The following is a 13,304-nucleotide window of genomic DNA, read 5'->3' as shown; positions in this document are numbered from 1 at the left end:
AAACCCTGTGTGGGGGAGAAACCCTGCTTGGACTTTGGACGGGGCGTGCGCCAGAGCGCCCCGGCGCTCACATAACCTTGTAATAGGCGATTTCCACCGCCGAGGCGCGGCGGATGCCGGCGCAGACGAAGATCGTGTGATTGACCCAGCCGTACCGGGTGTCGCCGGTCTCCAGTCGCGCCGCCGTGCGCATGTAGTAGCTGGACGGGTCGACGTCCTCGCCTTTCGCCAGCCGGGCGATCACCTCTGGCGGGCCATGGCGCGCGCCGACGTTGACGATCTCGATCACCGCGCCGTCCTCCGTCTGCAGCGCATAGCGCGTGTCGAGATGCGCCGCGCCGTCGGCAAGAATCGTCTGCCAGTCCGCGCCGAGGTTCAGCACCGCGCCGATCAGGTCCGGCCCCAGCGCCGCGCCGCCGACGATGGGGATGATCCTGCGCTTGCCGGCCCGGCCCTGTCCCATTTCGATGGGCGGCCCGAGGTCCACGCGCAGGGTAAAGCTGTGCTCCAGCCGGGGAACGGGGATGTCCATGGTTCAGTCCTTGAAAAGCAGACGGCGGGACCACCCGGCCCCGCCGCCCGATGTCTCGCCGGTCCGTCAGCCGCCGTGCTTCTTGATCAGGCCCTTGGCCTTCTCGATCAGCGCCGCGCCGTCGATACCCTTGGCGTCCATGTCGGCAACCCAGCGCGCAATGACCGGCTGCGCCGCCTCCTTGAAGCGGGCGACCTCCTCCGGCGGCAGTTGCACGATCTCGTTGCCTGCCTTCTCCGCGATGTCGCGGCCTGGCTTGTCATAGTCGTACATCACCTGCGCGGCGAATTCCGAAAGCTTCTGGCCGGATTCCGCGTCGATGGCGGCGCGGATGTCCTCGGGCAGGCTTTCGTACTTCTCCTTGTTCATCACCATGATGATGGTCGCGGTGTAGAGCGACTCGTCGCCGGAGAACTCGGTGTGATGGGTGACCAGTTCCGACAGGCGGATGGAGGGTGTGACCTCCCAGGGAATCACGGTCGCGTCGACCACCCCCTTGGACAGCGCCTCGGGGATCGCCGGAAGCGGCATGCCGATGGGCTCTGCGCCGAGTTCGGAGAGCATGTCGGAGATGATCCGGGTCGGGCCGCGGACCTTCAGGCCCTTCATCTCTTCGAGGTTATGCACGCCGTTCCGGCTGTGGATCAGGCCCGGGCCATGCACCCAGGCGCCCAGAACCTTGACCTCCGAGAATTCGCCCTGCTGCAGGTCGGTCTCCACCAGCTCCTGGAAAGCTTTCGAGGTGGCGATGGGATCGGTCATCATGAACGGCAGTTCGAACACCTCGGTGCTCGGGAAGCGGCCCGGTGTATAACCCACCACGGTCATGATGATGTCCGCGACGCCGTCGATGGCCTGGTCCATCAGCTCCGGCGGCGTGCCGCCCAGCGCCATGGCGTCGAAGTGCTGGATTTCCAGCTTGCCACCGGTGGCGGCGGTCACCCGCTCCGCCCAGGGCTTGAGGATATGCGCCGGCACGGTGGCGGGCGGCGGCAGGAACTGGTGCAGCTTCAGCGTCACCTCCTGCGCCAACGCCATGGTCGCGGTCGAGCCGAGAAGCAGCGCGGCGGCCGCCGCGGTCTTCAACATGTTGCGTCTTTTCATAAGGTCTCCTCCCCTTGAGTTCGCGCAATCAAAGTCAGTTGAGTGTCATCGGAAGGCTCAGCGGCCCCCGGAAACCGAAGCCCTTGAACACCACCGCCGACGGGTCCGGCAGGGTCATGTTCGGGAAACGGTCGAAGAGCATCGGCAGCAGGATCTGCGCCAGCATCCGCCGCGCGATATGCGTGCCCTGGCAGAAATGCGGCCCGTTGCCGAAGGCCTGATGCGGGGCCTTCGGGCGGAAGATGTTGAAGCTCTCCCCGTCCTCGTACAGCTCCTCGTCGCGGCAGGCGGAGGCCTGCACGGTCATCACCACCTCGCCCTTGGCAATCGGCAGGCCGCGAATCTCTGTATCCTGCATGACCAGCCGCGAGCTTGCCTGAATCGGCGCGACCCAGCGGACGCCCTCCTCGAAGGCCGCGCCCCACATCGCGTCCTTCACGCAGGCCTCGAGTTGATCGGGGTTGGTGTACAGGCCATAGAGGATCGTCAGGAAGGCGTCGCGCGGCTCGTTGATGCCGCCGCCGATGGCGATCTTGATGTTGGAGTAGATCTGCGAGGTCTCGATCGGCTCTTCCGCGTTGACCATGGCGGAGAGCGCCGAGGCGTCCGGCTCCGCCTTCACCCGCTCCACGCAGCGGTCAAAGAGCACGTTCATCTCGGCGTTGGCCTTGTCCGAACGCTCGTAGAGTTCCGGCACGTTGCCGAAGTTGCCCGCGCCGTCGATGAGGATCTGCGACCAGCGCATCATTTCCTCGTCCGTCGCCTCCGGAATGCCCAGGAGATGCGTCAGGCACCGCGCCGCGTAGGGCGCGGCCAGCCCGGTGAACAGGTCCACCGTCTCCCCCCGCGGCAGCCGCGCGACATACTCCTCCGCCACCTTCGTGTAGATGTCCTGCCAGCAGCCAGTGATGTTCTTCGGGGCAAACGCCGGCGCCATGGCATTGCGCTCGCGCTTGTGCGCCTCGCCGTCCTTGCGCATCAGCGTATGCGCCTGAAACGCCCGCGTCATCGGGGTGCGGGGATCGTCGGAGCTGAACAACTCCCAATCTTCCTTGACTCGCCGCGTGTCCGCCGCCTTCGTCAGCATGATGCGCTTGATGCTCGGCACCCGGACCACCGGCGTCTCTGCGCGCAGGCGGCGGTAGATTCGATAGGGATCGTCCGTCAGCTGGGCAATCGTGATCGTCTCGTCCACGGGGACGTCCGTCAGGGTCGTGCTGGTCATGTTTCCTCCCGAAGCCTCCTCCAAGGCTGGCGAACAGCCTAGCCAGAGGCTTTACATTGAGCAATCCGATGGCTTTGATACCATTCATCGAAAATACCGATAAGCTGGCCCCATGCCCACCGACCTGATGACCCTCGACTTCTCCGCCCTGCGCACGCTCTGTCTCGTGCATGCCCACGGCAGCGTCTCACGCAGCGCCGAGGCCATGGGCGTGGCGCAGTCCACCGTCAGCTACACGCTCACCCGCCTGCGCGGCGTCTTCGGCGATCCGCTGTTCGTGCGGCAGGGCCAGGGCATCGTGCCCACCCCGCGCTGCTCGGACATCGTGCTGCAGGCGGGCGCCCTGCTCGACCGCTTCGAGGAACTGGCGGCGCCGCAGGCCTTCGATCCGCGCACCGCCGCGCTCGATGTGCGGATCAGCTGCAATTACTACGAGCGCGTCACCATCATCCCGGAGGTCATGCGCGTGCTGCGCCGCGAGGCGCCGGGGATCACGGTCAAGATCATCTCCTCTACGGTGCTCGGCAAACGCCAGCTGACGCGCTCGGAGAGCGACATCCTGATCGGGCCGATCCAGATCGAGGACGCGGGCTATTACAAACGTGCCCTGTTCACCGAGGAATACGTCTGCATCATGGACCCCGCCAACCCGCTGGCCCGCGCCCCGATGAGCGTCGAGACCTATGTGAATGCGCCACAGGTGATCGTGAACTATGGCGGCAATTTCCGCTCCCGCTTCCTGACCGTGATGGAGAGCGAGGGCTACGCGCCCAATACCGTCATGGAGGTGCCAAGCCCGGCGAACCTCGATGCCATCCTGCTGCAGACCGACATGATCGCGACCGTGCCTACCCGCATCGCCGACGCCTTCCGCGAAACCATGATCACCGTGCCCTGCCCCTTCCCGGCGTCGATCCCGATCGACATGTTCTGGACCGCCCGCACCCACACCTCCGCCCCGCACCAGTGGCTGCGCGCTACCATCGCGGCGGCGGCGGGCAGCGCGGCGCGCCGGGACGGGTGAAGGCTACCAGCCTTTCGCCGCGCCGAAACTGTAGGGAATAAGGTCGGTATCGAGTGGCAGGCGCAGCTTGTCCGGGGCGGCGTGGTCATATTGGATGGTCGGGAAATTCACCACCATGGCCTCGGTGTCACCGATGTTGTGGTCCGCATGCCAGACATTGCGCGGGATGTTGACCAGCCGCGGCTGATCGGCGCTCAGGATGATCTTCGACACCTGCCCGCTGGTCGCGCTCTCCGGGCGCACGTCGTAGAGCACGAGTTCCACCTCGCCTCGGAGCAGGAAGTACCGGTCCTCGTGCCGCTGGTGCAGCCCCCAGCCCTTCACGACGCCGGGGCGGATAGTGAAGACATAGACGAACTCGACCGGATCGGGATGCCAGTTCCAGCGCGTGTCGAACATCTCCGTCACCGCCCCCCGGTCATCGACGTGACGCCGCGACTCGCGGAACGACACGCCCTCCGGCACGGTCCGCAACGGCACGCCCTCGTCGGTGACGGTGCGCTGATCGGCGCGGGCGGCGGCAATGGTCTGTTCGAGGAGGGAAGCTGTGTCCGACACGTCAATACCGCTTTGAAAACATGCCAAATCTATGGAAGAGCTTTCGCATCCGCGCAAGCCTGTCCGGCGGTGGAGATAGCCATGGCTGCGCCCCGGCCCGCTCGTCTGCCAGTTTCGTCATCATCGCTGCCGCCCTCCGGATGTCCGGGTGCTCCCGTTTTGCTTCCGGAAGAGAAGCCAGCAGCGCCGCCGCCGCCTCTCCCTCTCCGGCCCGCGCGAACAGGGTCAATCGCAGCGCCAATGCCCTGACTTCCAGCGCGGGCCGATGCGCCGCCAGACGTTCGGCCCCCTGTTGCGCCGCCTCGGGCTGCTCCTGCGCCAGAAGGTGCAACGCGCGGTTCCATGCCGCCATTTCCGGCCCCATCCCCTCCAGCAGCGCACTGAACGGCAGCGCCTGCTCCACCAGCACCCGCAGGCAGAGCCAGGCGCGTGTCGTCTCCTGTCTCTGTTCCACCGTCAGCGGCAGCGCCATAGGGGCACCGTCCAGCGCCACGTCGACGCTCTCCGCCTCCACCATGCCGCAGGCCGCCAGCGCCCCGGCAAAGGTCTCTGCCCGGCCCGCGTGACACAGCGCCATGAGACGAGCCAGCCGCACCTGCACCGGCGACTCGCGCCGCAGCGCGTCGAGCAGGCCTGGCGCCCCGATCCGCGCCAGCCAGGGGCCAAGCTCCGTCGCCCGGTACTCCGGCGTCGCGGCAAAGCGTTCGGGCGTGTGGCTCGGCAGCTTCAGCGCGCTGCTCCCGGCGGTTGAAGCGATGCGCAGGCCGTCGCGGCGCATGAACTTCGCCCACATGAACTGATCCGAGGGACCGGCCTCCCAGGGCGCATCGGTCCAGCCCTCCGGCAGCGCGAGGTAGGCCGCCCGCCGATAGGCGACATAATTGATCCCGGTCGAGACCGCCACGCCCGCCGCCGTCTGCGCCCGCATCGCGGGCAGGCCCTGATTGACCGGCATCCACAGGAAACGGCCATCGGCCATCAGCCGCAGCGCCGCCTGACAGCCCCAGTCCGCCTGCTCCAGCAAGCGCCCCATCACCGTCAGGTGGTTCGGTGCCCAGAGATCATCGTCCGAAAGGTGACAGACGATGTCCGCTCCGCTCTCCCGGATCACCGCATCACGGTAGGTCTCGCCGTAGCGCGGCCCCTTGGGGTGCGGGCGGTAGGTGATGCGGCGGTCCTGCGCGCAGATCTCCGCCACGATCCGGTCCGTGCGGGGCGGCGCACCGTCGCCGATGATGACCATCTCCCAATCCTGCTCCTCCTGCGCCCGCACGCTGGCAGTCGACATGAACAGGGCGTCCGCGTGGTTGAACGTCGGGCAAAGGATCAGGAACCGGGGCATGGCCTGCGTCAGTCGAAGACCGTCATCACCGCGTCCAGCGGCTTCTTGCGCTTCGCCACCGCCGGGACCGTGGCGTTGTCCGAAGGCCAGCCCACGGGCAGGATCATCACCGCCTTCTCGTGGCTCGGCCGCCCGCAGAGAGCGGGCAGGAATTTCATAGGGTTCGGCGTATGTTCGAGGCAGACCAGACCGGCCTGATGGATAGCCGTGATGAGCATGCCAGTCGCGATCCCGACGCTTTCCGGCACGTAATAATTCTTGTAGCGCTCCCCGTCCTCGGTCACGCCGTAACGCTGCGCGAAGACGACGATCAGCCAGGGGGCCGTGGTCAGGTGCGGTTTCGACACGCCGGTCCCGATCGGCTCCAGCGCCGCCAGCCATTCGTCCCCGGCCCCGCCCGCGTAGAAGTCCTTCTCTTCCTCCTCTGCGGCAGCCCTGATCTGCGCCTTCATGTCCGGGTCGGCAATCGCCGAGAAATGCCAGGGTTGGTGGTTGGCACCGGAGGGAGCCGTTGCGGCAGCCTCGATGCAGGCCGTGATGATCTCGCGCGGCACCGGGCGATCCGAGTAGTCGCGCACCGAATGCCGCTTGCGCATGTAGTCGCGAAAGGCTTGCACCGCCGCCAGGGCCGCGTCGTCCGGCTGCTGCACGCGGTCCGGCAGCGGCAGTGGCTCATAGGAAACCTCGCCTTTCTTGTACATGGCACGATCTCCTAAATGGGTGTCCGGGTGCTTCGGTCCCGATACTTGCCCGGTCCCGGGCGCGATGCAATGCGCCACGCGGCGGTGCTGGGGCCGGAAGGAGTCTTGCAACAGTCACAACGGGGACCGCGCGAACCTTCTGTCGGGGATGCCGGCAGATGTCCCGAAAGCGCCCGGTGCCTACGGGTCGGTTTGGGGCTTTGACTGCAGCAGGTCGTTGATCTCGGAGAGGATTCGTTGCAACCGGAGCGGTTTCGACAGGACCGGCACGGTTTCGGCGAGCTCCCGGGTGCGTGCGTCGGTTATGCCGCCACCGGTGAGAAACAGGAAGGGAATGTCCTGCCTGCGCAATTCCTCCGCAACGTCATGGCAGGATACCCCGCCGTCCAGCGTCACATCCAGCGTCGCGGCCCGGATTCCATGGTCCGCGGGTGCAAGCGCCGCACAGGCGCTGTCACAATCGCTGAACGGGCCCACGACGTCATAGCCCGCACTGGCGACCACCCGGGCAAGCATGCAGGCGTAAAGATACTCATCCTCGACGATCATGACCTTTGTTTCAGATGAGACAGATTCCACGGTTTACTCTCCATGGAGCAGGACGCTCATGGCAAGGGTATACCGGATTCCCTCTTTACGGTACTCCATATCGGCTTTTGTTCCAAATTGGTGTGGAACCAGTTCCATCAGCAACACAGTTCCGAAACCCGTCTTTTCCGGTTTGGCAAGCGGGGTGCTCCTGCCCGCGTCCTCGGACCAGACCAGCGTGATCTGCTGCTTCTTCCGGTCGTGCGTGCACGCGACGCTGACCGTCCCGGCCTTCCCGGAGAAGGCGCCATATTTCAGCGCATTGTTCGTCAGCTCGTGCAACGCGAGCGAAAGCGCCGAGGCGCTGCGGTTGTCCAGCTCCGGATCGTCGCCGTGCAGGCTGAACCGGGCACGGGTTGACGCCTCCAGCTGATCGAGTTCGAGCGCGACAAGCTCGCTCAGGTGCCGGCCGCCGCCGGTGTTGGAGGAGAGAAATTCGTTGGCGCGGGCGATGGCTTCGAGCCGCTCCTGCAGCTTGTCCAACAGGTCGTCCTTGTCCACCGCGCTTTCGGCGCAGAACACCGCAACAGCCTGCACGACCGCAAGCAGGTTCATCACTCGGTGACGCAGCTCCGACAGCATGATTTCCTGCCGGTCGCGCAGCACCTTTTCCTCCGTCACCTCGATCCCGGTAGCGATGATGCCGATCATCTTGCCGTTCTGATCGCGGTACGGCAGCGCCTGGCCGGTAAAATACCTGAGATTGACGGACCCGTCGGCGTTGGGCGTGCGGGCCGGCAGGAAACGGGCCTGCTGGTTCTGCCCGGTCTCCCAACACGCATTGAACAGCGATTGAACCTCGCTGCAATCGAGCCCGTAGGTCCGTTCGGCCAGCGTCAGCCCGATGGGGTCGAGATCGCCCTGCCATTCCCGAAACGACTTGTTGGCATAGATACAGCGGGCTTCGCGGCCAACATGGATACCGACGGTGAAATCCGCGTCTTCCACCAGTCCGCGGAACCGCGCTTCGCTGTCCTCGATCGCGGCCAGCGCGCGCTCCTTCTCCTTGCGCAGCTGTACCTCAACGGAGTGATCCTGCACGCCCGTGGCGACGCCGACGATCACACCGTCCACCTTCACCGGGAAATGGTCGATCTGGAGGTTCACGGTATCCTCCCCCCGCCCCGGCACACGCCCTTCATACATGACCGACAGACGAACCCCGGTGGTCAGGACCTCGTGCAGCAGGTCGGATTGTTCCCGCGCCATATGCTTCGGCAGGATTTCCTCGATCCGGTGGCCGATGTGATCCCGCGCCGGCAATCCGTTCAGGTCCGCGAGACTCTGGTTGACCCGCGTATAGCGAAGCTCCGTGTCGAACAGGCACAGGCCGACGGGGGATTGCTGGTAGAGCGCGCTCAGCTCCGCCAGCTGTTTCTTGATGGTTTCCCCGGCCCGCTCCTGCTGGGCGAGCAGCTTGCGCGTCGTGGTGATGTCCACGAAGGTGATGACGCAACCGTCGAGGCGGTCATCCAGCGATCTGTACGGACGCATCCGCACTTCGAAGATCCGCGACGTTCTGGGCTGCCGCGCCTCGCGCACAAGCGGCTCCAGCGAGGTTGTGACGGTGCGGATGTCGTCCAGAAGCCCGGGATAGTCGAGCGACGTCACGAGGTCCGAAATGGGCCGGCCGATGTCGCGCTCCTTGATGCTGAACAGCTGTTCGGTCTCCGGCGTGAACAGGCGCACGCCGTGCGCCCGGTCGAGGAAAAGGATCGCGAGATTGGCATTTTCGAACAGGTTGCGCAGGTCGTTCAGCGACTGCGACAGCGAGTTGTTGGCGTGAACCAACTCGCCGTTGATGGTTTCGAGTTCCTCGTTGATCGACTGCAGTTCCTCGCGCGACGTGTCGAGTTCCTCGTTGGAGCTCTGCAATTCCTCGTTCATCGACAGCAGCTCTTCGTTGGCGCTCTTCAACTCCTGTTCGGACCGGGCATAGTTCGCCTCCAGCGCGCGCATGCGCCGCCACGCCGTCTCGATCTCGCGCGAGTCCGCCTCCGAGATGCTGACGGCCGTGGCCTCGCCGCTGACCTGGACCGGCTTCAGGACGACCAGGATAAGCCCTGTGTCGGCGCCGGCCACCGGCGCGGCCTGGATGTCGACGTATTCGATCTGGTCATTGACCTTCAGGGACACACCCTTGATTTGCGCCGTGGCGCCGGTTTCCTGTACCTGGCCAATCAGCGTTTGCGTCGCAAGGCGCAGATCCGGCATCAACAGCCGGTTCATCGTGGCATTGAGCGCGCCTTTTGCGGGACGGACGAACCGTCCGATGCCATCGGACAGGTAGACAATCTCGCCATCACCGCTGACCGCGAAGAAAGGATCGGCGAACCTCTCGAGAAACGCCTGCTCGACGAGAGCCTCGGTGCTCGCGGCAGCCACGCCGGGCGACGCGACCCAGGCAGGCGCCACCTGCCCCATCGCGCTCAGATGCGCCGCGCTGAACGCCCCCATGCGGATTCCCGCCGAAGCAAAGCTGCTCGGCACGCGGTCATTGCGGCGGAAGATCCTGTGCTGGCGGTCGAATGTCGTGAAGTGGTTGGCACCGAAGGCGGTTGTCTCGGAGGGGCCGAGCAGCAGGAACCCCCCGGGCGACAGCGCGTAATGCAGCCGCGGCAGGATCGCGGACTGCGCCTCCGAGGTCAGGTATATCAACAAGTTGCGGCAGGAAATCAGGTCGATCCGCGAATATGGCGGATCGGTCATCAGGTTGTGCGGGGCAAAGACACAGGCCTCTCGCAGCTGTGGAATGACGACAAGCTCGTCGTTCTTCTGGATGAAGTAGCGCTCGATCAGGGAAGGGTCGACGTTTTCCAGCGCACTGCGCGGATAGCGTCCCGACCGGGCCCGGACGAGGGCGTCGATGTCGATGTCCGTGCCGAACACCTGGATGACATGGGATTTTCCGGCCCGCCGCAAAGCCTCCTTCAGGAGCATGGCGAGCGTGTAGACCTCCTCGCCGGTCGAACATCCCGGTACCCAGACCCGAATGGCGGTCTCGGCGTTGCCAATGATCGCCGGCATCACCGTCTCGCCAATCGACTTGAAGACCTCCGGATCCCTAAAGAAATGCGTGACCCCAATCAGGAAGTCCTGCACCAGCAGCCGCGGCTCGTCTGCCTCCGTGTGAAGCATATCGACGTAGGCCCCGATGTCCTTGACCCTGCGCAGCTGCATCCTGCGGTGAATGCGCCGCGCCAGGGTGCCCGGCTTGTAGCCGGAGAAATCGTTCAGATCGCGCTCCACCAGAAACGCAACGATCGTCGGCAGGTGCTTCTCGATTTCGCCGACGATGTCATCGGCAGTGCGGGACTGCCCCGTCTTGCGACGAAACTCCGCGATGTCCTGGAGCTGCTGCGGGATCTGCCCCGGAGGCAGGACGAAATCCGTCAGCCCGGTGGCGATCGCGCTGTCGGGCATACCGGCAAAACGCGCCGTGGCGCTGGCCTGTGCCGCGACGATGCCGCCATGGGTCTTGATGATGCGAATGCCGGTGGTGCCATCCGTCCCGGTCCCGGACAGCACGACACCGAAGGCATCCGGCCCGGCATACTCGGCGAGCGACTTGAAGAACGCGTTGATGGGCATGTGCAACTGGCCATCGCGCTCGTAACGCTCGGTCACAAAGAGGCCGTCCCTGATACCGACGGTGACCGCCGGCGGGCTGACGTAGATCCTGTCAGGCTCGATCCTGTCGCCGGCCTTCAGCACCGCAACGGGGATCTTGCTCACTTCCTGAAGCAGGCGGTCCATGAGCGAGGGATGATCCGGCGACAGATGCTGCACGATGACATAGGCAAAGCCCGACGTCTTCGGGATGGCCGCAACCAACGCCCGCAAGGCTTCCAATCCGCCGGCGGAAGCACCCACACCTATGATCTGTGTGTTCATCGGTCGCGGCCCCGTTCCACGCATTACGGCTGGACGATCTGTGCCCCCTGACAATCCCGCCGTCCAGGTCTGGACCAGGTTCGACAGCCAAACCCTGCCTTGCAGGCTGCATGATGTACCTTGCCGGATCAACCGTCATTCCTGTCCATGCAACCGAATTGTCGAAACATCTTTCGCGCACGCCCAGAAAGCCAGTCCTGTGAATTGGCCGCCCAGCCCGTCAAGGCAAATGCGCGGCGCGAACCGTGGGTGACGCAACGGGTCACGAGAAATCCGGACGTATCGGGCCCGCTCCGATCACCGGACGACGTTTTGCCTGAACCGGGGAATTTGCCCCAGCCGGATGGACCGACGCAGAGGCTCGTCCAGGCACCGCAGGCTGCCCGGTAAAGCCGCCGCTCTGTGATGATGCTGTCGGGGGCGGCGGGAGACACGACTGCGGTGAACAGGGCGAGACCAGATTGGCAAGCCAATTCCCCGGATGTGACGGTGTTGCCCCTGAGCGTGGTGCAGGGTCTGGCTGAGGTGGTCACCAGGGTGTTCGATCAGGGTCTGCTTGCTTGCGCCAACCCAGGACCGAATTGTCCACCGATGACCAACGAATAAATGAGCCTGCGCGACTTAGTCGAGCAGCCCCCCGATGCCGATCTGCCGCGCGAGATGACAGGGTTGGTCGCCGGGCGCCTGATGGAGCTGGAGGTGGGCTCCATGACGGGCGCGGCCCACGGCGAGAAGGACTCCGCGCGTCGGGTGCAGCGTAACGGCCATTGCGACCGCGATCGGGAACCGCGAGCCGGGACGGTCGATCCGCGGATCCCCAGGCTCAGGCAGGGCAGCGACGTTTCCGGCGTCCCGGAGCCCCGGCGCAGGCCCCAGAAGGCGCTGACGGCGGTCATCAGGGAGGTCTATGTTCAAGGCATCCCGACCCGGCCCGCCGATGACCCCGTGACGGCGATGGACGAAATATGCGCGAAAGTTGGTGACGCTTGATCAGGCGGCGGCTTGAAGGTGGCGGATGCCATCGCGGAACTCAACCCCGCTGATGACCTCAGGCAGGCGGTTCCGGCCGTCGAGCTTCCGCCATTTCTTCTGCGCGGCCATCATCAGCCTGAATGCCATGGCCAATCCGGTCTTCCTGCTGAGGCAGCCCTTGGTACGTTTCGTCCGGTGTCTGACGGTGGCGAAAGTACTCTCGATTGGGTTCGAGGTGCGGATATGTTTCCAGTGCTCGGCCGGGTAGTCGTAGAAGGTCAGCAGCGCGTCCTGGTCCTTGACCAGCTTGGCCACCGCCTTGTCCCATTTCACGCCATAGGCATCGACAAAAAAGTCGAAGGCGGCCGTCGCGGCGGCCCGGGTTTCGGCCTGCCAGATGTCGTGCAGGTGAGCCTTGGCCTTCGGCTGCACCGACTTCGGCAACGCATTCAGCACGTTCATGGTCTTGTGCAACCAGCAACGCTGCTCCTGCGTCGTGGGGAAGACTTCGCGCAGGGCCGTCCAGAAGCCGAGGGCACCGTCGCCGATCGCGAGCTTCGGGTCTTGGTTCAGGCCACGGCGCTTGAGGTCGAGCAGCACCTCGCGCCAGCTCTGGGTGCTTTCGCGGAAGCCGTCGGTCATGGCCAGCAGTTCCTTGCGGCCGTATTCATCCGCCCCGACGATGACCAGGACGCATTGCTTTTCCTCGGCCATGCGCGGTTTGAAGTAGACGCCGTCGGCCCAGATGTAGAGGAACCTCCGGGGTCCGAGATCGCGCTTTTCCCAAGCCTCGTATTCGGACCACCAGTCGGCTTTCAGGCGAGTGACGGTCTTGGCCGACAGGCCCTTGGCGTCCGGCCCAAGCAAAGCGGCCAGCGCCTCACCGAAATCGCCGGTGGAAACCCCTTTGAGGTAGAGCCAGGGCAGCAGTTCCTCGACCGACTTGGCCTTGCGCAGGTAGCGCGGCAGGATGCTGGGCGTGAAGGTAACCTTGCCCTCGCCAGGCTTGCGGTCACGGACACGCGGCACCCTCACAGCGACCGGCCCGATCCCGGTCAGGATCTCGCGCTCCGGCAGATGTCCGTGCCGGACCAGCCTGGCACGGCCGTCTGCCAACCTGTCCTCGGCGAAGGTGGCGAGAAGCGTGGCCAGTTCTGCCTCGACCGCCTGCTCGATCAGCTTGCGCGCGCCTTGGCGTATGAGGTCCGTCAATGGATCCGGCGAAAAGCCCGATGGATCGGGCAGCGTGGCGATGGTAGTCTCTGACATGTGGCATATCCCTTTCTCGGCTGAGAATTGACGGCGTCTGAACACCGCCATGATATGCCGCCCCTTAGGGCATCACCAACTTTCGCGCGTTACTC

Annotated in this window: 10 protein-coding genes and 1 pseudogene; 2 read left to right on the top strand and 9 right to left on the bottom strand. The window is 65.1% G+C overall.

Going from position 1 to position 13,304, the window contains the following annotated elements; translation table 11 throughout:
- Positions 1–67: 67 nt before the first annotated feature.
- The 3 genes from ACP159_RS05720 to ACP159_RS05710 all read right to left on the bottom strand — a co-directional run bounded on the left by ACP159_RS05720 (position 68) and on the right by ACP159_RS05710 (position 2,861).
- Positions 68–532, bottom strand: coding sequence for a DUF3237 domain-containing protein (locus tag ACP159_RS05720; RefSeq protein WP_425098692.1), 465 nt, complete (start codon positions 530–532; stop codon positions 68–70).
- 66 nt (positions 533–598) lie between these two features.
- Positions 599–1,636, bottom strand: coding sequence for a TRAP transporter substrate-binding protein (locus ACP159_RS05715; protein WP_425098691.1), 1,038 nt, complete (start codon positions 1,634–1,636; stop codon positions 599–601).
- A 34-nt stretch (positions 1,637–1,670) separates the two neighbouring features.
- A complete protein-coding gene (locus ACP159_RS05710; RefSeq protein ID WP_425098690.1) occupies positions 1,671–2,861 on the bottom strand; it encodes a cytochrome P450 in 1,191 nt (396 codons plus the stop codon).
- 112 nt (positions 2,862–2,973) lie between these two features.
- Between ACP159_RS05710 and ACP159_RS05705 the strand changes: the two genes are divergently transcribed.
- Positions 2,974–3,885 (top strand): LysR family transcriptional regulator, encoded by a 912-nt coding sequence (locus ACP159_RS05705; RefSeq protein ID WP_425098689.1) that lies wholly within the window; start codon positions 2,974–2,976, stop codon positions 3,883–3,885.
- A 3-nt stretch (positions 3,886–3,888) separates the two neighbouring features.
- On the opposite strand, the gene ACP159_RS05700 is transcribed toward ACP159_RS05705, so the two are convergent.
- The 5 genes from ACP159_RS05700 to ACP159_RS05680 all read right to left on the bottom strand — a co-directional run bounded on the left by ACP159_RS05700 (position 3,889) and on the right by ACP159_RS05680 (position 10,968).
- Positions 3,889–4,443, bottom strand: coding sequence for a dTDP-4-dehydrorhamnose 3,5-epimerase family protein (locus tag ACP159_RS05700; protein WP_425098688.1), 555 nt, complete (start codon positions 4,441–4,443; stop codon positions 3,889–3,891).
- Between the two features lies 1 nt (position 4,444).
- The gene (locus ACP159_RS05695) at positions 4,445–5,785 is read right to left on the bottom strand and encodes a glycosyltransferase family 2 protein (protein ID WP_425098687.1); all 1,341 of its coding nucleotides are present in this window, start codon (positions 5,783–5,785) and stop codon (positions 4,445–4,447) included.
- An 8-nt stretch (positions 5,786–5,793) separates the two neighbouring features.
- A complete protein-coding gene (locus ACP159_RS05690) occupies positions 5,794–6,486 on the bottom strand; it encodes a nitroreductase family protein (protein ID WP_425098686.1) in 693 nt (230 codons plus the stop codon).
- Positions 6,487–6,666: 180 nt separating this feature from the next.
- Positions 6,667–7,035: a response regulator gene (locus ACP159_RS05685; RefSeq protein WP_425098685.1), complete on the bottom strand. Its 369-nt coding sequence runs from the start codon at positions 7,033–7,035 to the stop codon at positions 6,667–6,669.
- A gap of 33 nt (positions 7,036–7,068) precedes the next feature.
- Positions 7,069–10,968 (bottom strand): chemotaxis protein CheB, encoded by a 3,900-nt coding sequence (locus tag ACP159_RS05680; protein WP_425098684.1) that lies wholly within the window; start codon positions 10,966–10,968, stop codon positions 7,069–7,071.
- Positions 10,969–11,574: 606 nt separating this feature from the next.
- Between ACP159_RS05680 and ACP159_RS05675 the strand changes: the two are divergent.
- Positions 11,575–11,925 (top strand): annotated as a pseudogene (locus tag ACP159_RS05675) (transposase); the annotation flags it as partial.
- A gap of 33 nt (positions 11,926–11,958) precedes the next feature.
- Here ACP159_RS05675 and ACP159_RS05670 read toward each other — a convergent pair.
- A complete protein-coding gene (locus tag ACP159_RS05670) occupies positions 11,959–13,209 on the bottom strand; it encodes an IS256 family transposase (RefSeq protein ID WP_425098683.1) in 1,251 nt (416 codons plus the stop codon).
- Between the last annotated feature and the right edge of the window lie 95 nt (positions 13,210–13,304).

Origin of the sequence: Tropicibacter sp. S64, from assembly GCF_049803835.1 — a bacterium.
Lineage (GTDB): Bacteria > Pseudomonadota > Alphaproteobacteria > Rhodobacterales > Rhodobacteraceae > Pacificoceanicola.
This window is presented reverse-complemented; position numbering and strand designations above follow the sequence as displayed.

What these genes read in the sequence shown, in the direction of transcription:
- ACP159_RS05710 (WP_425098690.1), bottom strand. Translation starts at nt 2,861, where the DNA reads ATGACCAGCACGACCCTGACGGACGTCCCCGTGGACGAGACGATCACG.
- ACP159_RS05705 (WP_425098689.1), top strand. Translation starts at nt 2,974, where the DNA reads ATGCCCACCGACCTGATGACCCTCGACTTCTCCGCCCTGCGCACGCTC.
- ACP159_RS05670 (WP_425098683.1), bottom strand. Translation starts at nt 13,209, where the DNA reads ATGTCAGAGACTACCATCGCCACGCTGCCCGATCCATCGGGCTTTTCG.
- ACP159_RS05680 (WP_425098684.1), bottom strand. Translation starts at nt 10,968, where the DNA reads ATGAACACACAGATCATAGGTGTGGGTGCTTCCGCCGGCGGATTGGAA.
- ACP159_RS05695 (WP_425098687.1), bottom strand. Translation starts at nt 5,785, where the DNA reads ATGCCCCGGTTCCTGATCCTTTGCCCGACGTTCAACCACGCGGACGCC.
- ACP159_RS05690 (WP_425098686.1), bottom strand. Translation starts at nt 6,486, where the DNA reads ATGTACAAGAAAGGCGAGGTTTCCTATGAGCCACTGCCGCTGCCGGAC.
- ACP159_RS05715 (WP_425098691.1), bottom strand. Translation starts at nt 1,636, where the DNA reads ATGAAAAGACGCAACATGTTGAAGACCGCGGCGGCCGCCGCGCTGCTT.
- ACP159_RS05720 (WP_425098692.1), bottom strand. Translation starts at nt 532, where the DNA reads ATGGACATCCCCGTTCCCCGGCTGGAGCACAGCTTTACCCTGCGCGTG.
- ACP159_RS05685 (WP_425098685.1), bottom strand. Translation starts at nt 7,035, where the DNA reads ATGATCGTCGAGGATGAGTATCTTTACGCCTGCATGCTTGCCCGGGTG.